This is a genomic window from Mesorhizobium shangrilense (assembly GCF_028826155.1).
GTDB lineage: Bacteria > Pseudomonadota > Alphaproteobacteria > Rhizobiales > Rhizobiaceae > Arvimicrobium > Arvimicrobium flavum.
In genome coordinates this window covers 1,665,333-1,690,384 of record NZ_JAQGPN010000001.1, presented here as the reverse complement: position 1 = coordinate 1,690,384, position 25,052 = coordinate 1,665,333, and the positions used below count along the sequence as shown (strand labels likewise).

Annotated in this window: 24 protein-coding genes; 9 read left to right on the top strand and 15 right to left on the bottom strand. The window is 64.4% G+C overall.

The window, feature by feature from the left end; all coding sequences use genetic code 11:
- Positions 1-25: 25 nt before the first annotated feature.
- On the bottom strand, positions 26-1,279 hold the full coding sequence (locus PD284_RS08325) for a sarcosine oxidase subunit beta (protein ID WP_274627741.1): 1,254 nt from the start codon (positions 1,277-1,279) through the stop codon (positions 26-28).
- 238 nt (positions 1,280-1,517) lie between these two features.
- Here PD284_RS08325 and PD284_RS08320 point away from each other — a divergent pair, with 238 nt between their 5' ends.
- Positions 1,518-2,276, top strand: coding sequence for an SDR family oxidoreductase (locus PD284_RS08320; protein WP_274627740.1), 759 nt, complete (start codon positions 1,518-1,520; stop codon positions 2,274-2,276).
- Positions 2,277-2,403: 127 nt separating this feature from the next.
- Positions 2,404-3,912 (top strand): helicase HerA domain-containing protein, encoded by a 1,509-nt coding sequence (locus tag PD284_RS08315; RefSeq protein ID WP_274627739.1) that lies wholly within the window; start codon positions 2,404-2,406, stop codon positions 3,910-3,912.
- 12 nt (positions 3,913-3,924) lie between these two features.
- On the opposite strand, the gene PD284_RS08310 is transcribed toward PD284_RS08315, so the two are convergent.
- A complete protein-coding gene (locus tag PD284_RS08310; RefSeq protein WP_274627738.1) occupies positions 3,925-5,181 on the bottom strand; it encodes an Hsp70 family protein in 1,257 nt (418 codons plus the stop codon).
- Positions 5,182-5,377: 196 nt separating this feature from the next.
- Between PD284_RS08310 and PD284_RS08305 the strand changes: the two genes are divergently transcribed.
- From PD284_RS08305 to PD284_RS08280, 6 genes are all read left to right on the top strand, one after another.
- Positions 5,378-7,063: a sulfatase-like hydrolase/transferase gene (locus PD284_RS08305; protein WP_274627737.1), complete on the top strand. Its 1,686-nt coding sequence runs from the start codon at positions 5,378-5,380 to the stop codon at positions 7,061-7,063.
- Between the two features lie 201 nt (positions 7,064-7,264).
- The gene (gene rpsU / locus PD284_RS08300) at positions 7,265-7,519 is read left to right on the top strand and encodes a 30S ribosomal protein S21 (RefSeq protein ID WP_411956186.1); all 255 of its coding nucleotides are present in this window, start codon (positions 7,265-7,267) and stop codon (positions 7,517-7,519) included.
- Positions 7,520-7,719: 200 nt separating this feature from the next.
- Positions 7,720-8,508, top strand: a complete 789-nt coding sequence (locus PD284_RS08295; RefSeq protein WP_274630575.1) for a tetratricopeptide repeat protein — start codon at positions 7,720-7,722, stop codon at positions 8,506-8,508.
- Positions 8,509-8,602: 94 nt separating this feature from the next.
- Entirely contained in the window at positions 8,603-9,001 is a 399-nt protein-coding gene (locus PD284_RS08290) for a VOC family protein (RefSeq protein ID WP_274627736.1), read from the top strand.
- A 139-nt stretch (positions 9,002-9,140) separates the two neighbouring features.
- Positions 9,141-10,577, top strand: coding sequence for an MFS transporter (locus PD284_RS08285; protein ID WP_274627735.1), 1,437 nt, complete (start codon positions 9,141-9,143; stop codon positions 10,575-10,577).
- Positions 10,578-10,737: 160 nt separating this feature from the next.
- Positions 10,738-11,223 carry a DUF992 domain-containing protein gene (locus PD284_RS08280; RefSeq protein WP_274627734.1) on the top strand — a complete coding sequence of 162 codons (486 nt, stop codon included), beginning with the start codon at positions 10,738-10,740 and terminating at the stop codon, positions 11,221-11,223.
- A 66-nt stretch (positions 11,224-11,289) separates the two neighbouring features.
- On the opposite strand, the gene PD284_RS08275 is transcribed toward PD284_RS08280, so the two are convergent.
- From PD284_RS08275 to PD284_RS08260, 4 genes are all read right to left on the bottom strand, one after another.
- Entirely contained in the window at positions 11,290-12,687 is a 1,398-nt protein-coding gene (locus PD284_RS08275) for an NAD(P)(+) transhydrogenase (Re/Si-specific) subunit beta (RefSeq protein ID WP_274627733.1), read from the bottom strand.
- A gap of 10 nt (positions 12,688-12,697) precedes the next feature.
- Positions 12,698-13,120: a proton-translocating transhydrogenase family protein gene (locus PD284_RS08270; protein ID WP_274627732.1), complete on the bottom strand. Its 423-nt coding sequence runs from the start codon at positions 13,118-13,120 to the stop codon at positions 12,698-12,700.
- Complete coding sequence (locus PD284_RS08265) at positions 13,120-14,382, bottom strand: Re/Si-specific NAD(P)(+) transhydrogenase subunit alpha (RefSeq protein WP_274627731.1); 1,263 nt, start codon at positions 14,380-14,382, stop codon at positions 13,120-13,122. The genes PD284_RS08270 and PD284_RS08265 overlap by 1 nt, the downstream gene beginning before the upstream one ends.
- 88 nt (positions 14,383-14,470) lie before the next feature.
- A complete protein-coding gene (locus tag PD284_RS08260; RefSeq protein ID WP_274627730.1) occupies positions 14,471-14,719 on the bottom strand; it encodes an aa3-type cytochrome c oxidase subunit IV in 249 nt (82 codons plus the stop codon).
- A 177-nt stretch (positions 14,720-14,896) separates the two neighbouring features.
- On the opposite strand from PD284_RS08260, the gene PD284_RS08255 reads away from it, so the two are divergent.
- Positions 14,897-15,514, top strand: coding sequence for a Uma2 family endonuclease (locus tag PD284_RS08255; RefSeq protein ID WP_274627729.1), 618 nt, complete (start codon positions 14,897-14,899; stop codon positions 15,512-15,514).
- Positions 15,515-15,533: 19 nt separating this feature from the next.
- Here PD284_RS08255 and PD284_RS08250 read toward each other — a convergent pair whose 3' ends face one another.
- The 9 genes from PD284_RS08250 to PD284_RS08210 all read right to left on the bottom strand — a co-directional run bounded on the left by PD284_RS08250 (position 15,534) and on the right by PD284_RS08210 (position 24,894).
- Complete coding sequence (locus PD284_RS08250) at positions 15,534-16,364, bottom strand: ABC transporter ATP-binding protein (protein WP_274627728.1); 831 nt, start codon at positions 16,362-16,364, stop codon at positions 15,534-15,536.
- Between the two features lie 181 nt (positions 16,365-16,545).
- A complete protein-coding gene (locus tag PD284_RS08245) occupies positions 16,546-17,865 on the bottom strand; it encodes an ABC transporter substrate-binding protein (RefSeq protein ID WP_274627727.1) in 1,320 nt (439 codons plus the stop codon).
- Between the two features lie 77 nt (positions 17,866-17,942).
- Entirely contained in the window at positions 17,943-19,019 is a 1,077-nt protein-coding gene (locus PD284_RS08240; protein WP_274627726.1) for a branched-chain amino acid ABC transporter permease, read from the bottom strand.
- Positions 19,020-19,075: 56 nt separating this feature from the next.
- On the bottom strand, positions 19,076-20,035 hold the full coding sequence (locus PD284_RS08235) for a branched-chain amino acid ABC transporter permease (protein ID WP_274627725.1): 960 nt from the start codon (positions 20,033-20,035) through the stop codon (positions 19,076-19,078).
- 9 nt (positions 20,036-20,044) lie between these two features.
- Positions 20,045-20,194, bottom strand: a complete 150-nt coding sequence (locus tag PD284_RS08230) for a DUF3096 domain-containing protein (protein WP_274627724.1) — start codon at positions 20,192-20,194, stop codon at positions 20,045-20,047.
- Between the two features lie 10 nt (positions 20,195-20,204).
- Entirely contained in the window at positions 20,205-21,005 is an 801-nt protein-coding gene (locus tag PD284_RS08225) for an ABC transporter ATP-binding protein (RefSeq protein ID WP_411956257.1), read from the bottom strand.
- A gap of 20 nt (positions 21,006-21,025) precedes the next feature.
- Positions 21,026-23,011, bottom strand: coding sequence for an AMP-dependent synthetase/ligase (locus PD284_RS08220; RefSeq protein ID WP_274627723.1), 1,986 nt, complete (start codon positions 23,009-23,011; stop codon positions 21,026-21,028).
- 368 nt (positions 23,012-23,379) lie between these two features.
- Positions 23,380-24,054: a Crp/Fnr family transcriptional regulator gene (locus PD284_RS08215; RefSeq protein ID WP_274630573.1), complete on the bottom strand. Its 675-nt coding sequence runs from the start codon at positions 24,052-24,054 to the stop codon at positions 23,380-23,382.
- Positions 24,055-24,114: 60 nt separating this feature from the next.
- Positions 24,115-24,894 (bottom strand): N-acyl amino acid synthase FeeM domain-containing protein, encoded by a 780-nt coding sequence (locus tag PD284_RS08210; RefSeq protein WP_274627722.1) that lies wholly within the window; start codon positions 24,892-24,894, stop codon positions 24,115-24,117.
- Positions 24,895-25,052 lie beyond the last annotated feature (158 nt).

Below are 25,052 nucleotides of genomic sequence, written 5' to 3'. Positions count from 1 at the left end.
TAGGATTCGACCAATCGCGCGCCGGTCAATGCGCGACGGCGGCCGCAGCCGCCTCGTCAATCAGTCTGCCGGTGCGGAACCGCTCCAGCGTGAAGGGCGCATTGATGGGATGCGGCTGGTCGGTGGCGATGGTGTGGGCGAAGACATGGCCGGAGCCCGGCGTCGCCTTGAAGCCGCCGGTGCCCCAGCCACAGTTGACGTAGAGGCCGGGCACGGGCGTCTTCGCAAGGATCGGCGAGCGGTCCGGCGTCACGTCGACGATGCCGCCCCACGAACGCAGCATCTTCATGCGCGTGAAAATCGGGAACATTTCGCAGATGGCGTCGAGCGTGTGGTTGATGATGTGGAGGCCGCCGGTCTGCGAATAGGACACGTACTGGTCGGTGCCCGCCCCGATCACCAACTCGCCCTTGTCGGATTGCGAGATGTACGCGTGGACTGTGTTCGACATGACCACGCAGGGGAACACCGGCTTGACCGGCTCGGACACCAGTGCCTGCAGCGGATAGGATTCCAGCGGCATTCTGACGTCCGCCATCTGCATGATGACGGAGGAGTGGCCGGCGGCAACGACGCCGATCTTCTTCGTACCGATGAAGCCCTTCGAGGTCTCGACGCCGGTGACGCGGCCATCGGGCCCCCGCCTGACGCCGGTGACCTCGCAGTTCTGGATTATGTGGACGCCGCGGTCGCTGGCGCCGCGCGCATAACCCCACGCGACGGCGTCGTGGCGCGCCGTGCCGCCGCGGCGCTGCAGCGTGGCGCCGACGACCGGGTAGCGGGCGTTCCTGGAGATGTTCAGCGGCGGGCAGAATTCCTGTGCCTGCTCGGGGGTGAGCCACTCATTGTCCACGCCGTTCAGCCGGTTGGCGTGAACGTGGCGCTTGAGCACCTGCACGTCGTGGACATTGTGCGCCAGCATCATGACGCCGCGCGCGGAATACATGACGTTGTAGTTGAGATCCTGGCTGAGCCCGTCCCAGAGTTTTACCGCGTGATCGTAGATCGCGGCGGATTCGTCATAGAGATAGTTCGAGCGGATGATGGTCGTGTTGCGGCCGGTGTTGCCGCCGCCCAGCCAGCCCTTCTCCAGCACGGCGACGTTGGTGACGCCATGCTCCTTGGCGAGGTAGTACGCGGTCGCCAGGCCGTGGCCGCCGGCGCCGACGATGACAACGTCGTACTCGGCCCGCGGCTCCGGAGAAGACCACTGCTCCTCCCAGCCCTTGTGGCCGCGCATGGCTTCACGCGCGATCGCAAATACCGAATATTTCCGCATGCAGTTGGATTGCCTCGCTGGATCGGCCGCCGCGTCAGACGTCGGATCGTGATGTACCACTAGCCAAAAGCCATTGTCACCCTTGCGCTGTTTGCGACGGGAGTTGCCGTTTTGCGCCGGTCTTGCTGTCGGCGGGGCCTACACGCTCAGCGCGTTTCGGGTGGCTGCCTCTCTGCCGATTTGCGACCACCGCTCCATCAGCCGGCGCGGGCCGGCGCAAATGCGGAGGAGCAAGAGAATGTTCGATCTCACCGACAAGACCGCGATCGTCACCGGCGCGAGCTCCGGCATCGGCCGGGCGGCGGCGAAACTTTTCGCGCACAGCGGCGCCGCTGTCGTGGTCGCGGCCCGGCGTGCCGACGAACTCGACAGACTCGTCGCGGAGATCGAGGCCGATGGCGGGACGGCGGCAGCACTCGCCGGCGATGTCAGAGACGAGGCCTACGCCAAGGCGCTGGTGGATCTGGCCGAGAAGAAACATGGCGGCCTCGACATCGCCTTGAACAACGCAGGCTGGACGGGCGAGATGGGCGAGACGGCGGCCGTTTCGCCGAAAGGCTGGAACGACACGATCGACACCAACCTGACCAGCTGCTTCCTTGCCGCGAAACACCAGATCCCCGCGATGCAGCGGCGCGGCCGCGGCTCCCTGATCTTCACCTCGACCTTCGTCGGCTATACAGTCGGCATGCCAGGCATGGCGGCCTATGCTGCTGCGAAAGCCGGGCTCATCGGGCTGACGCAGGTGCTGGCGGCAGAGTATGGACCGCATGGCATCCGCGTCAATGCACTGCTGCCCGGCGGCACCGATACGCCCGCCGCGACCTTCCGGACTGACGAGGAACGCGCCTTCGTCGAGGGGCTGCATGCCCTGAAGCGGATTGCGAGGCCCGCGGAAATCGCCGCCTCGGCGCTCTATCTCGCGTCCGACGCGTCGAGCTTCACGACGGGCACTGCGCTGCTCGCCGACGGGGGCGTCTCGATCAACCGCACGTGACGCCGGAGCGGGCTGGGTGGCTGCGACGGCGGCCGTTTCGTGCGACATCACGCTTGTGGGAATCCCCCGACCGCGATTCGCCGTCGCGCGGATCCGATGCTAAGGACCGCTCCATAGAGGACGTTGAATGAAAGTTGGCATCGACATGGGGGCGGCCAACGGCGGGGCCGCAGCCAAGCTCGATCTCGAGGAACTGCTGGCGACCCGCCTGTTGGTGCAGGGCAATTCCGGCTCCGGAAAGTCGCATTTGCTGCGGCGGCTGCTCGAACAGAGCGCGCCGTGGGTGCAGCAGTGCGTCATCGATCCGGAAGGCGATTTCGTCACGCTGGCCGACAAGTTCGGCCACCAGGTGGTCGACGCGCAGCGCACCGAGGCCGAGCTGACGCGAATCGCCGGTCGCGTGCGCCAGCACCGCGTCTCCGTCGTCCTCAATCTCGAAGGCCTCGACGCCGAGCAGCAGATGCGCGCGGCAGCCGCGTTCCTCGGCGGCATGTTCGACGCCGACCGTGAATATTGGTACCCGGTGCTTGTCGTGGTCGACGAGGCGCAGCTCTTCGCGCCAGCGGCAGCGGGCGAGGTCTCGGATGAGGCGAGGAAGGTTTCGCTCGGCGCCATGACCAACCTGATGTGCCGCGGCCGCAAGCGCGGGTTGGCCGGCGTCATCGCCACCCAGCGGCTCGCCAAGCTCGCCAAGAACGTCGCGGCCGAAGCATCCAACTTCCTGATGGGCCGCACGTTCCTCGACATCGACATGGCGCGCGCCGCCGACCTGCTGGGAATGGACAAGCGCCAGGCCGAACAGTTCCGCGATCTCGCGCGCGGCAAATTCGTCGCCCTGGGGCCAGCCTTGTCGCGCCGTCCGCTGCCGATAACCATCGGGACGGTCGAGACCTCGGCGCGCTCGACCAGCCCCAGGCTGACGCCGCTGCCCGAGGCGCCCGAGGACGCGCGCGATCTGATCTTCACGCCCGGCCCGGAGGAGCCGACACGACCAATCGTGCGCCGGCCTCCGCCTCCGCCGACGCCGACCGCCGACATCCTTGCGCAGCTCGCGCGGCCGATGCCCGCGCCGGAGCCGCCCGCGCAGCCGATGTTCGCCGTCATCGACGAGGCCGAGCGCGAAGCGGGCATCGAGACCGTGCTGCGCGAAATCCTCGACGACGCCGATGCGGCCTTCCGCACCGACGCGGTTCTCTATCAGGATTTTCTGGTCCGTTGCCGCATCCGGCGGGTGCCGGGCGAACCCCTGAACCTCTCGGCGTTTCGCCGTCGCATGGCTGTCGCCCGCGCCGGCGTCGAGCGGGGCGATGACGGCAACGAGACGTGGGCCACCGCGCTGACCCTGTCGGAAACCCTGCCGGACGACGTACAGGGCGTCTTCCTGCTGCTTGCGCGCGCCGCCATGAACCGCGAGGCGTGCCCGTCGGACGCCACGCTGGCGCGCACCTACGGCAGCCATTCGCCGCGCCGTGCGCGCCGACTCATCGCATATTATGAGGAGCGTGGCCTTCTCGTGCTGCGCACCGACTTCCACGGCAAGCGGGTTCTCGCCTTCCCCGATCTCGGCTGCGAGACGGCGCCGGGCGATCCTGACGCTCCCGACGACGTCGAGGCTGAGCGCGCCGCGGCCGAGTAGTCGGCCGCGCTGCTATGCAAACTTGCGCTGCGCATCGAGCGCGAGCCCGAGCCCGACGCTGCCGAACACGTCACCCTTGACCAGCCGCGCCCGCGGAAGGCGCCTGACGATGCCCTCCCGCACGGCGGGGATTCCGGTCGAACCCCCGGTCATGAACAGGGTGTCTATGTCAGTTTCCTTCAGTCCGGCATCAGCCAGCGTGCGCGTGACGGTCGCGTCGATCCGCTCCACCGCCGAGCCGATCGCGTCGTCGAGCATCTCGGCGGTGAGCGGCAGGTCGACGCGTTCGCCGGTCAGATCGAGGTCGAGTAGCGAACTTCCGCCTGCGGCAAGGTCGATCTTGGCGCGCTCGACGCGGCCCGCAAGCGCGTGGCCCTGCCGGTGCTGGACGATGTCGATCATGCGGTCGATCAGTTCCGGTCGCGCCGCGTCGTAGCGGATCTGCCTGAGGTCGGTCATCGACTTGTTGGAATAGAGCGAGTTGATGCGCTGCCATGTCGCCAGATCGAAGAAGTAGGACACCGGCAGGTTGCGCTTTCCGTCCTTGGTCGGCGTCATGTAGCCGAGTTCGGGCATGACGCGCGCCATGCTGAGCAGCCGGTCGAAATCCGTGCCGCCCAGGTGCACGCCCGTATTGGCGAGCACATCCGATCGGCGGTCGGCGCGCCGGCGCGCTTCGGGTGAAACGCGCACGATGGAGAAATCCGACGTGCCGCCGCCAATATCCGCGATCAGGGCGAGTTCCTCACGCTCCACGCCGTGCTCGTAGTCGAGCGCCGCCGCGATCGGCTCGAACTGGAACTCGATGTGCTTAAAGCCCTGCTCCCGCGCAGCCTTTTCCAGTTCGCCCTGGGCCTGCCTGTCCGCGGCCTCATCCTCGTCTACGAAATGCACTGGCCGCCCCAGCACGACCTTCTCGACATCTGCTTGCACGGCCTCATCGAGGCATGCCTTGAGATGCCCAAGCACCATGCCGATGATGTCGCTGAACGGGATAGATCGCGCCTTGACGCGCGTCTTCTCGTTGATGAGCGACGTTCCGAGCACGCTCTTGAGCGATCGCATCAGCCGCCCTTCCGAGTTCAGGGTGTAATCCTCGATGGCGCGTCGGCCGAAATAAGTATGACCGTCCTCGAAGTTGAAGAAGATGGCGCTGGGAATGGTCAGATGCGCGCCTTCGACGGGCGCAAGCCGCACTGCGCCGTTGTCGATCACGCCGACGGTCGAGTTCGACGTGCCGAAGTCGATGCCGCCAAAAGCCGGTTTCATGGTCGCGTCCAGTGATTGGGGAAAGTCTCGGGGAGCGGCGCGTTTAGGCGAAAGCATCGCGCCTGTCGACCCGGAAATCTCTTGCTGAGCGGCCGTTCGAGGCGCGCTCGTTAAGGTTAAGAATGAGTTTCGTTCGTCGGCAAGGGAAATCGGCGCTACCTGTTCGCTTTCGCATTTCGATTTTCCCTAGATCCCCATGCGTAAGATCATTCAATCACTTGTGACTTTTTTCTGCCGGCCCGTCGTGCTTGCCGGCGCCTTCGCCATCGTGATGGCGGGGCTATACGCTTTCGAGAAGATGGCCGCCCACATGCCCTTTGTGGCGATGGTCATCACGGCGATCTCCGCCGCTCTCTTCATCATCACTAGGAAGTTCTTCTTTTCCGCCTATTTCGGCATGGCGACCGTGTCGATCATCACCATCGCCTCCACGGTGAAGTATCGGATGAAGGGGTTCGATCTGCACGTCTTCGATTTCGGCTTCACCGGCGAAGATCCGGCAGCCATGAGATTCCTTCTGGAGGGTTACGCCTATCTGATCGTGCCGGTAATCGTGCTGGCGTTGCTCTCGGTGGCGTTCGTGACCATGATCGGCGTCTTCGAGCCGCGCAGCGCGACTGGCTGGCGAAAGCGGGCGTCGATGCTCCTCGCATCCTCCCTCGGCATCTACCTTGCCTATCCGCTCGACCCGATGGAGCCGCGCTATTTCCACTATCTCGGCGGCTTCAACGCAACCTCGTTCTTTGTCTCGACGCTCGACCTGCAGTACCAGTTCCGCCGCAGCGAATTCGCCGACCGGCTGAACAACGTGCCGCAGCAGCCTCCCTATGAAGACTCCGTCGAATGCGGAGATCCCGGAAACCGGCCCGACATCTTCATGGTGCTCAGCGAGAGCAACACCGATCCCAGGAACTTTCCCCAATTGCACACCGACGGCAGGTTCGACGACAGCTTCCTGTCGGACGACGGCTTGCTGCATCCGCTCCAGGTGGAAACGTTCGGGGGTGGAACCTGGGTGTCACAGATCTCCGTGATGTCCGGCCTGTCGAGCGTCGATTTCGGCGTCCAGGCGCCCTATCTCACCACGGTGCTCGAGGGGAAGGTTCGCGGGGCGCTGCCCGAGGTTCTTGCCAGATGCGGCTACCGGACCGTCTCACTCACCCCGGTGAAACGCAGCTTCGTGAACGAGGCTGCGTTCATGGAGTCCATCGGCTTCCAGACCATCCTCGACTATGACGACATCGGGGCCAGCGAGTACGCGCATCGCGACGACTTCTACTTCAAGGCCGCTGAAGCGTTCATCCGCGATCACAGGCGCAAGGGCGGCGGTCCGCTGTTGTTCACCCTGAAGACGATGTTCACGCACTCCCCCTATGTCGACTCGCTGCTGGCCAAGAACACGCTGTCGCCGATAAGCTTCGGGGGCGACGCCCCGACCGACGAGTACGTCAACCGGATGCTGGCCACGCAGCAGGATTTCCGGGACTATCTGGACGTCATCAGATCGCTCACCACGGAGCGTGGCTCCATCGTGCTCGAATACGGGGATCACCAGTCCTACGTTACCAAGAGCCTGGTCGACGAGGCTTATGGCGGCAATGCGCTCCAGGACCTTCGTTCGGCAGCCTACCGGACCTACTACACGGTCCATTCGTTCGGTTACGCGCTCGACATGGACACGTTCCCCAAGGACGAACTCGACATCGGATATCTCGGCGCGGTCCTGGTCAAGGCGGCGCGCTTGCCTACCTCGCCCATGTACAGGGATCTGATCGAACTCGGCGAGTATTGCCAAGGACGGTTCCACGATTGTGCGGACCGTGACGCAGTCGACCGGCACCTGCGCAAACGTGCGGATTCCGGTCTGCTCAACGTGTTTTGAGGCGTCCCTGGCAACACGTCCACGCGGCCGCGTCGCCACTCGACTTTCCACCGCGATCGGATATGGACAAGCAGCCCTGATTCTGATATCAGCCGCCTCCATTCGCGATGGTTGCCGTCGCGGAGGCAGCTGGGTGTTTCGCCACTGCCTGCTTGTGAAATTGGCCCAGTCGCCCCGGAATTCTGGATAACAGGAGCATACGTGCAGGTACTCGTCCGCGACAACAACGTCGACCAAGCGCTTCGCGCGCTCAAGAAGAAGATGCAGCGCGAAGGCATTTTCCGCGAAATGAAGATGCGCGGACATTACGAGAAGCCTTCCGAGAAGCGCGCCCGCGAGAAGGCGGAAGCCGTGCGCCGTGCGCGCAAGCTTGCCCGCAAGCGCGCCCAGCGTGAAGGCCTCCTGCCAGGCGCCCGTCCCGCGGCCGCTCAGCCTGCTCGGGCACCGCGCGCATAGCGCCAAGTTTTCGTCCTTTTCGGGATATAGCGACAGAGGTGGGGCGATTGCGAAATCGCCGCCACCTTTTTTGCTTTTTGGCTAAATCGGCCGCAAATTGGCCGACGACGAGGATTCGTGTCGCGTTGGGAGAAGTGCAGGACATGAGAGCAACCGCAGCCCAGTCGAAAATGACGGCGAGACACGCAAGCCTTGGCGTCATGCTCGCCGCGGCGACGATGCTGGCGGCCTGCCAGGCGAGTCCGGTCAGCGACCTGGCGACCGTCGACATCGCTCAATCCTCCGAGCAGAACATCTCGTCCTTGTCTGGGGTTGTCAGCCGCAATCCTCGCGACCCGGAGGCCTACAACGTACGCGGCTCCGCCTACGGGCGCGGCGGCAAGTACCGCGAAGCGCTCAAGGATTTCGACAAGGCGATCGAGCTCAATCCCAACTTCTATCAGGCCTACGCCAACCGCGCGCTCATTCATCGCTATCTCGGCGACCAGAAAAGTGCGCTGAGCGACTACGGCCGGGCGCTGCAGATCAATCCGAATTATGATACGGCCTATATCGGTCGCGGCGACCTCTACCGCCATGCCGGCCAGACCCAGCAGGCCTTCAACGACTTCCAGAAGGCCATCCAGCTCGATACGACCGACGGTCGCGCCTATCACCGCCGCGGCCTGATCTACCAGAGCCAGGGGCAGCACAAGTTCGCGATCGAGGATTTCTCGACGGCCATCTCCCTGTCCCCTGAATCGCCCGAGCCTTACAACGGCCGCGGCGTCTCTTACCTGGCGCTGAACCAGGAAGACAACGCTTTTGACGACTTCAACATGGCGGTCAAGCTGAACGACCGCCTGGCCGAGAGCTGGGCAAACCAGGCGCTGGTCTACGAACGTCGCGGCGACAAGGCGCGGGCCGCCAAGTCCTTCGCGCGGGCCGTGCAGCTCGACCCGAATTATCGGCCGGCGACCGACGGCTTGGCACGCACACGCGGCGCATAGGCTCTTCGCAAGAGCCTACGGCCTGCTCGATCGTGTTCTCCGCGCTCATCCCGCGGGGGAACCTGTTCCATCCGAAGGCGTGGGAGATCGGACGATGCTCGATCATTTCGGCTTTTGCGTAGCTGATCTGGCGGCCGCGCGACGCTTCTACGACGCGGCGATGAACGCGATCGGCCTTGCCGTCATCGACAACAGCGAGGCATCCTTCCTGGTCGTCCGCAGCGCCGACGAGCCCATCCCCTTCCTCTGGATCGGGACAGATCGGCCGCGCTTCTGGAGCACCGGTCACCGGACGTCTGCGAGCCCGATCCATGTGGCCTTCTCCGCACCCGACAAGGCGACCGTCGACGCCTTCTACAAGGCAGCGCTTGCCAATGGCGGCAAAGACAATGGCGCGCCCGGCCCGCGCGGTCCGGCCGAGATGAACTACTACGCCGCCTTCGTCCTCGATCCCGACGGGAACAACATCGAGGCCGGCTTCCGCGGCAAGTGATTGCGCCGGCACCCCATCCAGGCAGGTTTCCATCGCTTCCACCTTGAACTCAACCCCGCTTGAGGTTCTACAAGTCCTGCCCGTACTCGCGGGCTGAAGCCAGATTTTCGTTCGGTCTGCCTCGAGCAGGGGATTGGGGATGTCGGATACCACTACGGAACGAACGGATTGGCGCGCGCTGTGGGAGACGGGCGACCTCGCGCGCTTCTGCTTCGTCAGCCTCGGCATCCTGCTGCACGCCACCAACGAGACGATGGTTGCCACGGTCATGCCCGCGATGGTGGGCGAGATCTCCGGCGTCGAACTGGTCGGATGGTCACTGGCGATCTACGAACTGGGCGCGATCGTTGCCGGGGCAGCCGCTGGACGCCTGGTGTCGTATGTGCCGCTGCGCTCCAACATGGCCTTCGCGGCCGTCATCTACGCACTGGGCGCACTGATCTGCGCAACAGCGCCGTCGATGCCGGTATTCCTCGCCGGTCGCCTGGTCGAGGGATTGGGCGGCGGAGCGCTGGTGTCTCTAGCCTTCGTCTCCGTCGAGAGGCTGTTTCCGCCAAGGATCTGGCCGCAGCTTTTCGGCATCATGTCGGCCGTCTGGGGCGTGGCGGCGTTCAGCGGGCCGTTGCTGGGGGCAGTGCTGACGGAGGCGCTTTCCTGGCGCTGGGCTTTCGGCATCTTCACCGGAGGCGGCGCTGCGATGGCTTTGGCTAGCTACATCGTACTGAATGCGCCTGCCGCGACCACCCGCAGGAGCGAAGCGGCATCGCTGCCGCCCTTCCCATATGCCGTCCTGGCAGTGCTGGCGTGCAGCATCGTGCTGATCGCCGTGGCGGGCGTGGACATCCAGCCGGTGCGCTCGTCGCTGCTGGTCGCCGCGGGCCTTCTGGGGCTGGCGGCTTTCTTCGCTATAGACGCACGCAACCCGGGGTCGCGGCTGTTTCCGTCGCGCCTCTTCGACTGGCGCACGCCGCTTGGCGCAGGCATGACCATGGTCGCGGCGCTTTCGGTCGCCACCTGCTCATTCACGGTGTACGGGCCGCTTCTTCTCACGACGCTGCACGACGTGCCCATCCTCACCACCGGCTACATCATCGCGGCGGAATCCATCTCCTGGTCGATCATGTCGATCATCGTCGCCAATGCGCCTCCGCATCGCGAACGCGCCATCATCGTCACCGGGGCGCTGATGATCGCCGGAGGCGTCGCCGGCTTCGCCTATTCGGTCCCCGCCGGCGCGACCTGGCTGGTGCTGGCCTGCGCCGTGCTTCAGGGCGGCGGTTTCGGCATAGCCTGGCCCTTCGTCACCCGCCTCATCGTCGCCGCTGCGAAGGAGGAAGAACGCACCATCGCCTCCTCCGCGGTGCCTACGATGCAGCGCATCGGCTATGCGATCGGGGCCGCCGTCACCGGCATCATCGCGAATGTCATGGGCTTCGGCAGTGGATTGAGCCGGGAAACGGCCGCTCCCGTCGCCACCTGGGTCTTCCTGGCCTTCGTGCCGCTGGCGCTCGTTGGCTGCGTGGCGGCCGTGCGCATCGCCGCCGGCATGCGTGTGAATAGAGCCCTGCCCGGCTGAGAGTTCCCCGGCAGGGTCGCAGGCCTTTCCCGACAGTCGCACCCGCTCGATCCTGGGCGTCTTTGTAACGAACCGACACTCCCGGTGATGGAACCATCCCTCGCCTGCAAGCTTTTCTCCCCCAATCGGGGACGCGAGGGAGGCCGAAAAGGAGTTTGTGATGAGAACATTGATTGCCACACTGGCGGCCGCAATGGCTTTTTCAACGGTTCCCCTGGTCGGAAACGCTGCGAGCGGCGTCGAAGTCGGCTGGCTTGACTGCGTTGCCGAGGGCGGTGTCGGCTTTGTCCTCGGCTCGACCAAGGAAGTGCGCTGCACCTACACGCCGGCCGACAAGAGCCTGCCCCCTGAGACGTATGGCGGCTCGATCAGCAAGTTCGGCGTGGATGTCGGCGTGACCGGCGCCACCGTCATGCAGTGGGCCGTGGTCGCCGCCAAGGCGGACGCCTACCAGCCCGGCTCTCTCGAAGGCAACTATGTCGGCGTCACCGGCGAAGCGACAGTCGCTGCCGGCGTCGGCGCCAACGCACTGGTCGGCGGCTCCGGAAAGGGTTTCACCCTTCAGCCGGTAAGCACCACGCAGCAGGCCGGACTGAACTTCGCGCTCGGTGTCGCCAATTTCGAGCTGCGCAAGACCGCCGGCTGACTCTTGTACTGAAAGCAAAAGCCCGGCGCGAGGCCGGGCTTTTGTTGTTAATACGCTGGCGATGGATCAGTGATCCATGGCCTTGACGATCTCTTCGGTCATCTTCTTGGCGTCGCCGAGCAGCATCATCGTGCCGTCCTTGTAGAACAGCGTGTTGTCGATGCCGGCGTAGCCGGAGCCCAGGCTGCGCTTGACGAAGAGGCAGGTGCGCGCCTTGTCGACGTCGAGGATCGGCATGCCGTAGATCGGCGAGGCCTTGTCGTCGCGCGCCGACGGGTTGGTGACGTCGTTGGCGCCGATGACATAGGCGACGTCGGCCTGCGCGAACTCGGAGTTGATGTCCTCCAGCTCGAACACCTCGTCGTAGGGAACGTTGGCTTCCGCCAGCAGCACGTTCATGTGTCCAGGCATGCGGCCGGCGACGGGGTGAATGGCGTATTTCACCTCGACGCCGTTGGCCTTCAGCTTGTCGGCCATCTCGCGCAGTGCATGCTGGGCCTGCGCCACCGCCATGCCGTAGCCCGGCACGATGATGACCTTCTGGGCATTCATCATCAGGTAGGCCGCGTCGTCGGCAGCGCCGGTCTTGACCGTGCGCTGGATGCCGTCGTCGGCTGCTGCAGCCGTCTCACCGCCGAAGCCGCCGAGAATGACCGAGATGAACGAGCGGTTCATGCCCTTGCACATGATGTAGCTGAGGATCGCGCCCGACGAGCCGACCAGCGCGCCGGTGATGATCAGCGCCAGGTTGCCGAGCGTGAAGCCGAGTGCGGCCGCCGCCCAGCCCGAATAGGAGTTGAGCATCGAGACGACGACCGGCATGTCGGCGCCGCCGATCGGGATGATGAGCAGCACGCCCAGCACCAGCGACGCGACGACGATCAGCCAGAAGATCGTGTAGCTCTCGGTTGTGACCAAGAGCACGATCAGCGCCACCAGCGCCGCGCCGAGCGCGATGTTGATGAGATGGCGGGCCGGAAGCATGATCGGCTTGCCCGACATGCGGCCGTCGAGTTTGAGGAAGGCGATGACCGAGCCGGTGAAGGTGATCGCGCCGATGGCGACGCCAAGGCTCATCTCCACCAGCGCCTGGCTATGGATGTCTCCGATCGTACCGATGCCGAAGCTCTCCGGCGCATACATGGCGGCAGCCGCCACCATCACGGCGGCAAGGCCGACGAGGCTGTGGAAGGCGGCGACCAGCTGCGGCATCGACGTCATGGCGATGCGCCGCGCGGTGACGGCTCCGACCGCGCCGCCGACGGCCAGACCAAGCACGATCAGCCCGAATCCGCCGACCGACGGAACGGCGAGCGCCAAGGTGGTGACGATGGCGATACCCATGCCGACCATGCCGTAGGTGTTGCCCTGACGGCTGGTCGTCGGGTGCGACAGGCCCCGCAGCGCCAGGATGAACAGGATGCCGGAGACGAGATAGAGGAAGGAAGCGAGATTCGCGTTCATCGTGTGGCGCTCACTTCTCTTTCTTCTTGTACATGGCGAGCATGCGCTGGGTGACCAGGAAGCCGCCGAAGATGTTCACCGAGGCGAGCACCAGCGCGATGAAGCCGAAGCCCGTGGCGAGGCCAGAGGCCGAGATGCCGACCGCCAGCAGCGCGCCGACGACGATGACCGAGGAAATGGCGTTGGTGACGGCCATCAGCGGCGTGTGGAGCGCCGGCGTCACCGACCAGACCACGTAGTAGCCGACAAAGATCGCCAGCACGAAGATGGCGAAGCGGAAGACGAAGGGATCGATCGCGCCGCCAGAGACGGCATGCGCCACGCCGCCCGCGGCGTCGGCAGCCCCTGGCCCGAGATTTTCGGCAGCCGCGCGCACGGCGGCCACGGCGTTCTCAAGCTGGTCGAGCGTCTGCTCGAGAGCACTTTTTTCCATCACGCACCCCCCTTCGACTTGACGGCGGCACTTGCCGCCTTCGCCGCGGCTTTCCTGGGTTTTGCCTTCGGCGCGGCGTCAACGCCGGGCTCGCTGGCGGGCACAGCCGGCGTCTCGGCCGCAGGTATGGCGCCGGCAAAATTCGGATGCACCACCTTGCCGCCATCGGTCAGCATGGTGGCCCTAACCAGTTCGTCGTCGCGGTTGATCGCGAGTTGTTTCGATGCCTTGTCCACCATCGTCTCGAGGAAGGCGTAGAGGTTCTTCGCGTAGAGCAGCGACGCCGACGCCGCGACGCGGCCGGCAACGTTGAGGTGTCCGACGATCTTGACGCCGTTCGCCGTGGTGACGACCTGGCCGGGGACAGCGCCCTCGACGTTGCCGCCACGCTCCACCGCGAGATCGATGAGCACCGAACCGGGCTTCATCGAAGCGACCATGGCGGACGACACCAGGCGCGGCGCTGGCCGGCCCGGGATCAGCGCCGTGGTGATGACGATGTCCTGCTTGGCGATGTGCTCGGCCGTCAGGGCCGCCTGCTTCGCCTGGTATTCCTTCGACATTTCCTTGGCGTAGCCGCCGGCAGTCTCGGCCTGCTTGAACTCTTCGTCCTCCACCGCGATGAACTTCGCGCCGAGCGAGGCGACCTGCTCCTTGGCGGCGGGGCGCACGTCCGTCGCGGTGACCACCGCGCCGAGCCGGCGCGCGGTGGCGATCGCCTGCAGTCCGGCAACGCCGACGCCCATGATGAAGATCTTCGCCGCCGGCACCGTGCCGGCCGCCGTCATCATCATCGGCAGCGCGCGGTCGTATTCGGCCGCGCCGTCGATGACGGCCTGGTAGCCGGCGAGGTTGGCCTGCGAGGACAAGACGTCCATGACCTGGGCGCGGGTGATGCGCGGCATGAACTCCATGGCGAAGGCGGTGACGCCTGCCTTTGCCATCGCGGCGACCGCCGCGTCGTTGCCATAGGGGTCCATGATGGCGATGACCGCAGCGCCGGACTTGTAGCCCTTGAGCTCCGCCTCGCTCGGCCGGCGCACCTTGAGCACGACGTCCGCGTTGCCGGCATCCCTGGCGCTGCCGATCGCCGCGCCGTTGGCGGCGTAGTCGGCGTCCAAAATGCGCGAGCCCAGACCAGCGCCCGCCTCGACGATCACGTCGAAACCAAGCCCGATCAGCCGTTTCACGGTCTCCGGCGACGCCGCTACGCGCGGTTCACCGGCGTCGAGTTCTCGAGGTATGAAAATTACTTGTCCCACCGCTTGTCCCTCCGGTTGGAACGCGTCCTCGAACTGCGGTCGATACCGCGCGCCGAGGAATCAATCCGTAAAAATGAAATAAGGACGATCAGGTAATGTGCGTCGGCACGTCACGCAGCAGATATCCGCCTACGGCGCAGACGATGATGAACAGAATCGTCGCAGAAAAGAAGCCGGCGCTGGTGAAAAAACCGAACGCCATGGCGATCATCAGCGCCACGCAGAACAGGGAACCGTATTTGGCGAGTGCGATGAACCGCTGATAGGTTTTGTCGTGCTCGGCGTAGTCCATCTGGGCGCCCAGTTCGACCGGTCCGGTCGGCGAATGATCAGCCATGGCAAAACCCCTTCCTCTCGCTGTGAAGCGCTGATAGCGAAAAGGATGATTGAGGGCAATGGGATGATTGACGCAGCGTCGTACGAAACAATGCACGTTTCCGCAAGGCACAGGTGTGTTTTGTGCAGAGCGGAAACTTGTTAGGATCGGCCACCGACACGGAGCGGCGGCGAGGCTATGGCCGAGCAGCAGGAAAGGATGTCCCTCGAGCAGTTCTTCGAATGGCAGCAACGCCAGGAGAGGAACTACGAACTGGTCGACGGCGTGCCGGTGCTCACGGTGAAGGCAATGACTGGTGCCTCGGTGCGCCACGATACCGTCACGGTCAATGCGATTCTTGCCCTCGGAAATCGGTTGCGCGGCGGCCCTTGCCGTCCGCGGACCTCGGATCAGTCGGTGATAACTTTTCGAGGCACGCGGCGACCGGATATCTCGATCGAGTGCGGCAAGCCGGACGATCGGTCGATGGCGACCGATGAGCCGCGCTTGATCATCGAGATCCTCTCGCCATCGACCACGCGATACGATCGCTTTCAGAAGCTGGAGGAGTACAAGCTTCTCGATGCGGTGAAAGTCATACTGCTCGTCGACACCGAGGCGCCGCGCGTCACTGTTTGGAGGCGCGGCCGCGACGGCTGGGGCAACGTTGAAATAGCCGGCCTCGACCAGACGATCGATGTCCCCGAGATCGGCTGCGCGCTGCCCCTTGCAGAGCTGTTCGACGGCTTGAGGTTTGCCGCTGCGCCGGGGTCGAACGACGCGTCGATCAGCGCATCCTTAATCGGAGGCGCATGATCCCGTTTCCGATGCCGGCCTATGCCAGCCAGCGCTTCCGTCGCTTGTAGTGCTTTACGTCCCTGAACGACTTGCGCCCCTCGCCGCCGACGCCGAGATAAAACTCCTTCACGTCTTCGTTCTCGCGCAGCGATGAGGCTTCGCCGTCGAGCACGATGCGGCCGGACTCCAGGATGTATCCGTACTTGGCGTAGCGCAGCGCGACATTCGTGTTCTGCTCGGCCAGCAGGAAGGACACGCCCTGCTCCTCGTTGAGCTTCTTCACGATCTCGAAGATCTCTTCGACAAGTTGCGGCGCCAGCCCCATCGACGGCTCGTCGAGCAGGATCATCCTTGGGCGCGACATCAGTGCCCGGCCGATCGCCGTCATCTGCTGCTCGCCGCCGGAGGTGTATCCGGCCTGGCTCGCACGCCGCACCTTGAGCCGAGGAAAATACTCGTAGACAAGCTCGAGGTCGGCGCGGATCGCAGCATTGCCGTCGCGCCGAGTGAAGGCCCCGGTCATCAGGTTGTCCTCGACCGAAAGGTGGCCGAAACAGTGCCGACCTTCCATGACCTGGATGCAGCCGCGCCGGACGAGTTCGTTGGGCGACAGGGCCTGCACCTCTGCATCCTCGAACACGATCGTGCCCTTGGTCACCTCGCCGCGCTCGGCGCGCAGGAGGTTGGAGATCGCCTTCAGCGTCGTCGTCTTGCCGGCGCCGTTGGCTCCAAGCAGCGCCGTGATTCCGCCGCGCGGAACGCTGAGCGACACGCCCTTCAGCACGAGGATGACGTGGTCGTAGATCACCTCGATGTTGTTCACCGAGAGGATCGGGCTGGCGGGGGCAGGCTGCGGGACGGCGGTCATTGCGGGCTCCGGAGTTCCCCTCCCCCTGAGGGGAGGGTGGACAATCGCCGAAGGCGATTGGACGGGTGGGGTCCGAACGGCAGTGCTCGAGGTTATCTTTGCGCCGCGTTCGTCATTGGCCTACCCCACCCGCCTTCGCTTCGCTCGGCACCCTCCCCCTCGAGGGGGAGGGATGCTCGCGTTACATCTTGCACTCGGTGCTCATCGGCCAAGGCTGGTTGGCGTCGGCATATTCCTTGGCCTTCTCGGCCACCAGCCCGTCGATCTCCGCCCGGTCGGCCTGCAGAAGCTCCGATGCTTTCACGAACTTTGCGCCATCCCACTCCAGCATCCAGGCGCCCGAGTGGCCCGTATGGTTCGAACAGTTCGTCGAAAACGGCGGGATCATTCCGTCGAGCCCGAGTTCCTTGATCTTCGCTTCATCGAATTTCAGGTTCTCCAGGCCCCACCGCAATTGCTCTTTGTCGATCACCTTGGAGTCGAACTGCGCCTGCGCCGCCTTCACGCCCTCGGCCAGCATCGCCGAGATCAGCACGCCACGTTGATAGAAGACCCAGTCGAACTCACCCTCGCCCTGGTTGATCTGCGACTTGCCGGCATCCACGACCAGCTTCTTGATGTCCTTCATCACCGGTGCATCGTTATTCGGCAGGCTCCATGACAACGTGCGATAGCCTTTGCCGGCCTCTCCGACCAGCTTCAGGTCCGGGTCGAGCCCAGCCCACCAGATGCCCACGAACTGGTTCATCGGGTACTTGGTCTTCACGGCTTCGGTGATGGCGCCGGCGTTCATTGCACCCCAGCCCCACATCAGCACGAAATCGGGCCGCTCGCGCCTGATCTGCAGCCACTGCGCGGACTGGTTCTGCATCTCCTTCAGCCCGACCGGTATCAGCAGAAGCGTGAAGCCGTGCTTGGCAGCAAGCGTTTCAAGCAGCGGGATCGGCTCCTTGCCATAGGGATGATCAAGGTGCAGGAGCGCGATCTTCTTGCCTTTCAAGCCATCCAGATTGCCGCCGGAAATGTTCTGCAGGATCATCGAAGCGCCATCCCAGTAGGAGGCAGGCGGATTGAACGCCCACTGGAAGGTCTTGCCGTCCTGCATGGCGGAGAACCCGTATCCGGGCGCCAGCACCGGCATCTTGTCGACGTTCGACTTCGGCAGCACCTGCAGCGTGATGCCGGTCGACCATGGCTGGGTGACAATCGCCCCCTCGGCCTTGGTCTTCTCGTAGCACTCGACGCCCTTTTCGGTGTTGTAGCCCGTCTCACACTCCTGATAATCCAGCTTGACGCCATTGGCGCCGCCGTCGCGCTCGTTGAGCATCAGCATGTAGTCCCGCTGACCATTCATCAGCGGGATGCCGGTAGCCGCGAACGGCCCGGTCCGGTACGACAAGTTTGGCAGCAGCACGGAATCTTCTGCGAAAGACGGCGCCGCCATTGCGACACCGGCCGCCAACGCCGCGACCGCAATTGCCAGTTTCCCAATTGTCTTCATTTCGGCTCCTCCACTTTGGTCTTGGTTCGGCGAACGACCCCGCCCGCCATCGACCGCCAAACGATCGAATTCTCCTCTCAGTGCGGGAACGGCCACATGATCAGCTTCTCCCGGATGATGGCCCAGAACCGGGCCAGCCCGTGCGGCTCCACGATCAGGAACAGGATGATGAGGCCCCCGATGATCATGACGTTGAGGTGCTCCACCGTCGCCGACGAGATCGGCAGGCCGAGCGCGGCGGGCAGCGTGCCTATGATGACCGGCAGCGCCACGATCAGGATGGCGCCGAGATAGTTGCCGAGGATCGACCCCAGGCCGCCGATGATGGCGATGAAGAGGACGCGGAACGACAGCGGTATGTCGAACAGGTTCGGCTCCGCCGCGCCGCGCCACAGGAAGACGAACAGCGCGCCCGCAATGCCGACGATGTAGGACGACACCGCAAACGCTGAGAGCTTCGCCTTCATCAGGTTGATGCCGACCAACTCGGCCGCGATGTCCATGTCGCGCACCGCCTTCCAGATGCGGCCGATGCGTCCGCGCGTGATGTTGATGGCCATCCAGGTGACGACGGCAACCACCCCCAGCACGAAGTAGTACTGCGTGAGCGCCGTGGCGTTTGGTCCGGCGACGGTGATCCCGAACATGTTGATGTTGGGCACCTGGATCGCGCCCGAGGACGAGTAGTTGTAGAGCCAAGCCCACTTCTCGAAGAGCCATACCAGGAAGAACTGCGCCGCGAGCGTGGCGATCGCCAGGTAGAAGCCCTTGATGCGCAGCGACGGCAGCCCGAAGGCGACGCCGACCGCGGCCGAGAAGAACCCGGACAGCGCGATCGCGACCAGCAGATTGAGCTCGGGAAAGATCGTGATCAGCTTGTAGCAGGCGTAGGCCCCGACGCCCATGAATGCGCCGGTGCCGAGCGACAGCTGACCCGCATAGCCGGTGAGGATGTTCAGCCCGAGCGCGGCCAGCGCGTAGATCAGCACCGGGATGAGGAGCGCATTGAAGGCGAAGTCGCTCGCAGTCGCCGGAATGATTGCGAAGGCAAAGACCAGGATGACAGCAAGCAGCCATGCATCCTGCTTGACCGGAAACAGGGCATGGTCGGCATAGTAGGAAGTCTTGAACTGGCCGGCGGTGCGGTAGAGCATCTATGGCCTCCAGGCGCCAGCATCGGCCGGGGCGGGAATGTCGCGCAAACAGGCCATCACACCCTCTCGATGATCCGCTCGCCGAACAGTCCCTGCGGCCGGAACAGCAGCACGATCAGGGCGAACACAAAGGCGAACCAGGTTTCCGTGTTGCCGCCGAGCAGCGGCTGGCCCCAGTAGATCTCGAAGAGCTTTTCGAGGATCCCGATGGCAAGTCCGCCGATGATGGCGCCGAGGACCGATTCCAGCCCGCCGAGCATCAGCACGGGCAGCGCCTTGTAGGCGATCACCTCCAGCGCGAATGATACGCCGGCGCGCGCGCCCCAGACGATCCCGGTTGCCAGCGCAATGACGCCCGCGATGAACCAGACAAGCACCCAGATCGTCGAGAGCGATATGCCCACCGACAGCGCCGCCTGGTGGTCGTCGCCGAGAGCACGGATGGCGCGGCCGAGGCGCGACTTGTTGAGGAAGACGAGCAGCACCGCGACCAGCACCACCGCACCGATGACGGCGGTCAGATCCTTCTGCTCGATCGACACGAAGCCGCCGAAGGGCTCGAACTCGAAGCTGCCGGTCGGGATGAACAGCTGCTCGGTGATCATCACCTTGTTCTCGCCGCCGAAGATCAGCTCGCCGAAGCCGATTAGGAACAGCGTGATGCCGATCGTGGCCATGAACAGGATGATGTCGGGCTGGTTGACGAGCGGCCGCAGCACCACGCGCTCGATGGCGACGGCGAGGCAGAACATGACGACCAGCGTCAGCGGCACGGCCAGCAGCGCCGGCACCCCCTTCTCATGCAGGCCGACCAGCGTCAGCGCCGCGAAGACGACCATGATCCCTTGCGCGAAGTTGAAGATGCGCGAAGACTTGTAGATCAGCACGAAGCCGAGCGCGATCAGCGCATAGAGCACCCCCGACACCAGCCCCTCCCACAGCACCTGGAGCAAGAAATCCGGCGCCGCGAACATGTCCGCGAAGGGTTTTATGAGGATGGAATTCAGGAAATCCATGTGGCCCCCTCACCCCGCCAGCTGCGGGAACAGACCGAGCAGGCCGATGAAGATCAGGTAGAACGCCACGATGTAGTTCAAGAGCCGCGGCATGATCAGGATCAGCACGCCGGCAATCAGCGAGATCAGCGGGGTGAGTGCGATACCGGCGACGACCATTCGATCTCTCCTAATGCGCGACGCCGAGATAGGCATCGATGACCTGCTGGTTGGACTTCACGGCGTCGGGCACGCCGTCCGCGATCTTCTTGCCGTAGTCGAGCACGACGACCCGGTCGGACAGGTCCATGACGACACCCATGTCGTGTTCGATGAGCGCGATCGTGGTGCCGCGCTGGCGGTTCACGTCGAGGATGAAGCGGCTCATGTCCTCCTTCTCCTCGAGGTTCATGCCGGCCATCGGCTCGTCCAGCAGCAGCAGCGACGGCTCCATCGCGAGCGCACGTCCGAGTTCGACGCGCTTCTGCAGGCCATAGGGCAGCTTGCCGACGGGCGTGCGCCTGATGTGCTGGATCTCCAGGAAGTCGATGATCTCCTCGACCGCTTCGCGATGCTCGATTTCCTCGCGCAGCGCCGGACCGTGCCAGAACATCTGCCAGAACAGCGTGCGGTGCATGTGGACCGAGCGCCCGGCCATGATGTTGTCGAGCGTCGACATGCCTTTGAACAGGGCGACGTTCTGGAAGGTACGCGCGATGCCCTGCCGCACCGCATGATGCGGCTTCATCGCCCGCCGCTCCTCGCCGCGAAAGACGATCGTGCCCTCCTGCGGCGTGTAGAATCCGTTGATCACGTTGAGCATCGACGTCTTGCCGGCGCCGTTCGGGCCGATGATGGCGCGGATCTCGCCCTTGCGCACGTCGAACGAGATGTCGGTGATGGCCTTCACGCCGCCGAAGCGCAGCGACACGTTCTTCACTTCCATGAGGACGTCGCCGGGCCGGATGCCGTCGTCTGGAACTGAGACCATGGCGGGCGCGACGCGCATGTTCACTCGGCAGCCTCCCGCATCACGGTCTCGGTCGGATGCACCTTGGCGTCGACGATGCGGACGGTCGCGCGGACGAGGCCCTTGCGGCCGTCCTCGAAGGTCATCTCCGTCTCGATGTACTGCTTGTCAGAGCCGTCATAGAGGGCTTCGATGAGCGGCCCGTAGCGGTCGGCCACGAAGGCGCGGCGCACCTTCATGGTGCGCGTAAGCTCGCCATCGTCGGCGTCGAGCTCCTTGTGGAGGATGAGGAACCGCCTGATCTGGCCACCCGCCATCATCGGCTCCCGCGCCAGCCGGCGGTTGGTCTCGTCCACATGGGCGGAAACGATGTCGTAGACCTGCGGCAGCGCGGCGAGTTCCTGATAGGACGCGTAGGCGATGTTGTTGCGCTCGGCCCAGTTGCCGACGGCGGTCATGTCGATGTTGATGAAGGCGGCGCAGAAGTCGCGTCCGTGTCCGAACGCCACTGCTTCCTTGATGTTGGGGAAGAATTTCAACGCATTCTCGATGTATTTCGGCGCGAACAGCGCCCCGTCCCGGAGCTTGCCGACGTCCTTGGCGCGGTCGATGATCCGAAGCTGCCCGTCCTTCTCGAAAAAGCCGGCGTCACCCGTCTTCACGAAGCCCTCGGGCGTCATCACCTCGGCGGTCTGCTCGTCCTGCTTGAAATAGCCCGCGAACTGGCCCGGCGACCGGAACAGCACCTCGCCGTTCTCCGCGATGCGGATGTCGACGTTGGGCGCAGCCGGGCCGACCGTATCGGACCGCACCGCGCCGTCCTTCTGGCAGGTCACGTAGAGGAACGCCTCCGTTTGCCCGTACAGTTGCTTGAGATTGATCCCGAGCGAGCGGAAGAAGGAGAACAGGTCCTCGCCGATCGCCTCGCCGGCGGTGTAGGCGACGCGGATGTTCGACAGCCCGAGCACGTTCTTCAGCGGACCGTAGATCATGAAGTCGCCGAGCGCGTAGGCCAGTCGTCCGCTAAGCGGAACCGGACGTTTTTCCAGGATCGCCTCGCCATATTTGCGGGCAACGCCGATGAAGTGCCTGAACAGCCTCTGCTTCAGCCAGCCGGCGTCCTCCATGCGGATCGTGACGCTGGTGAGCAGCCCTTCGAACACGCGCGGCGGCGCGAAATAGAAGGTAGGGGCGATCTCGCGCAGATCCTGCGGCACGGTGGCGCCGCTCTCGGGACAGTTCATGCAGAAACCGGAGACGTAGGCCTGCGCATAGTTGAGGTAGTGGTCACCAACCCAGGCGAGCGGCAGGTAGGCGAGCACGCTGTCCTTCTCGGTCAGCCCGTCGAACGCGGCGGTGTCCAGCGCCGCCTGCACCGCGCCCCAGGCGCGGACCATGACGCCCTTCGAGCGGCCGGTGGTTCCCGAGGTGTAGAGCATCACCGAGATGTCGTCGCCGCTCGCCTCGCGGACACCCATTTCCCATCGTGCGGCAAGGGCTTGGTCGGTCGCCATCAGGGCTTCGCCGCGCGCCCGGACGTCGGCGTATGAGGTCAGTCCCACCGGGTCATAGCCGGCAAGGCCGCGCGGCTCGTCGTAGATGATCTCGGCAAGCGCCGGAATCTTCTCGGAGAACGACCTGATCTTGTCGACCTGTTCCTGGTCCTGAACGACCGCAAAGCGGACGCTGGCGTGGTCCAGCACATACGCCATTTCCTCGGCCACCGCGTCGGCATAGACGGGAACCGGCACGGCGCCGATGGACTGCGCGGCAGCGAAGGTCCAGTAGAGACGCGGGCGGTTGGCGCCGACGATGGCGATCTGTTCGCCGCGCTTCAGCCCCATCGCCTGGAGTCCCACTGCCAGGGACCGGACCTCGCAGAGCTGGTCGGCCCATGTCCAGCTCTGCCAGATGCCGTAGTCCTTGTGGCGCATGGCCGGCAGGTCGGCGAACCTGGCCGCATTCAGCAGGAGGTATTTGGGAAACGTGTCCAATGTCATGCCGGCGGCAGTCGCCGTCGCAGCCATGATCACACTCCTCCCCAGGCGACAGTCGGCGAGGCGTTCGCGCAGGCTCCGGCTACGCTCACTCGCGAGCGTCGAGGCCCGCGCTCAGGCACCGAAGTCCGGCGGCCACTTGCGGCCGCCGTGCATGGTCCGGCACTGCAGAAACCTCGCGGTTCCACCACGCACGCCTCCCTGCTGCCCCCGTTCCTCTTCGGGGCCGGGCTCCCCTCGTCGTGGGAACCTCGGTAGTGACGCAAGACTATTCTTAATTCCTGCCGACGATCAACACGCACCTTGACAGACAAGGCGGCGCATTGTGATGTGTGCTGCGGGCGCGTGTTTCCTTTATCGGAGACGCGCCCGTTTCTCGTTGCCTGTTCGCGCAGGCCTCAGCTTTCGTAGCGGGTCAGGCCTTCGAGATCGAGCACCACGATCCGGCCGTGCGACACCTCGACCATGCCTTGCGCCTGCAGCGCCTGCAGGCTCTTGTTCACGATCTGGCGCGAGACGCCGGCGAGCAGGCCGAGTTCCTCCTGGGTGATCTCCAGGTGCCCAGCCATGTCGGGTGAAAGGAAGGGATTGAAGAACCAGGACAGGCTGCGCGCCACCCGGTCCTGGGGCTTCAGGATGCGGTCGAACTCGATCGTGCCGATGAACTGTCCCATCCGCTCGTTGAGGTGGCGGACCAGGAACCGGTTGAAGGCAAGGCTGTTCTCGGAGAGCCAGTCGAACGTCGTCTTGTTGAGCATCGCAAGCCGAGTGTCGCGGATCGCCACCACGTCGTATTTGCGCGGCTCGCCCTTGAGCACCGAGCCCTCGCCGAACCATGACCCCGCCCCAGCCCCGGCGAATGTCATCGCCTTTCCGGCGCGCGAGATGACGCTGATCTTGATCAGGCCGCTGATCACGCCCGTCCAGTGGTCCAGCCGGTCGCCGCGATGGCAGATATAGGTTCCGGCAGCGAAGGAGCGCTCGCTGAAGCCCCGGCTTGCACGCTCGACTTCTGCGTCGCTGAGATCGCAGGCCCAACTTTGCGCCCGCACGAGATCGGCCTTGCTTGCCATGCCGTTCCGTCTGATGGTCATCTATGATGCGAACTTACAGTCCGCTCACCGCATGACAAGTCAGGCGGCCCGGGCAAGGAACTTGGCGGTGGGGAGGACCGTGAGGGGGGCCAGTTCGCCTGGCGCTGGCTCGGCGAACAGCATACGGCGTTCCGTCTCGGTCGAACGGAAGAACGGGAAGCGCGTGAAGAAGCGGCTCTGGTTCTGGTGTGCATCCGTACGATAGAGGACGACCCGATTGAACACCCCGGGATAGCTGCGCGGCTCGCTCAGCGGCTCGGAATAGTAGATCCGCCTATAGAACCCGGCATGATCTTCCCGCACAGTCGACAGGCCATAGCGCGCGCCGAAGTGGAAGCAGGCCATGGGTGCCAGCCGCATGGCCACATAGGCGAGATGCGGATAGCTCCGGGTCCATTCAGGGTCGGAGGCGAATCGGCTCGGGCAGACGAAGGTGTCGCCGGCCTCCAGCATCGGGTAGACAATATCGCCGAACGCCTTGGTGGAGGGCGACAGCGGCGTGATGCGTGTCACGTGATGCACGCGCAGGGTGCTGAGCAAGACACCGTCGATATAGATGCCGAAGCGGTAGGCATTCGGCGTCTCGTCCAGTTCGTCGTGAATGCGACGGTTGTCCGTGTCCGGCACCATGTCATTGGCGCGATAGGCTTTGTAGCGCAGCCTGTAGATGTCTTCGAGATCTTCTCCGGATTCGCAGCGCCTATATTCCGCCTTCTCCAGCAACGCAAAGACGTGCCGAACAAAATCAGACGCGCGGCCAGAAGCCGATACCGACAATTTCTCAGTGTCTCCGCCGGACACCGCCCCCTGATTATCCATGGGTTCCCCGCACCATTACAGAAAAAGCTTATAGAAGCGGCCACCGCCGTTAAAGGAAACAATCAGATTTAAACCATTTACCTTGCGTTAACCTTAACGCAGGAGTGATCTGTGGGTTTCCTCGGACGCGCTCGACACGCCTCGCAGCCGGCGGCGGG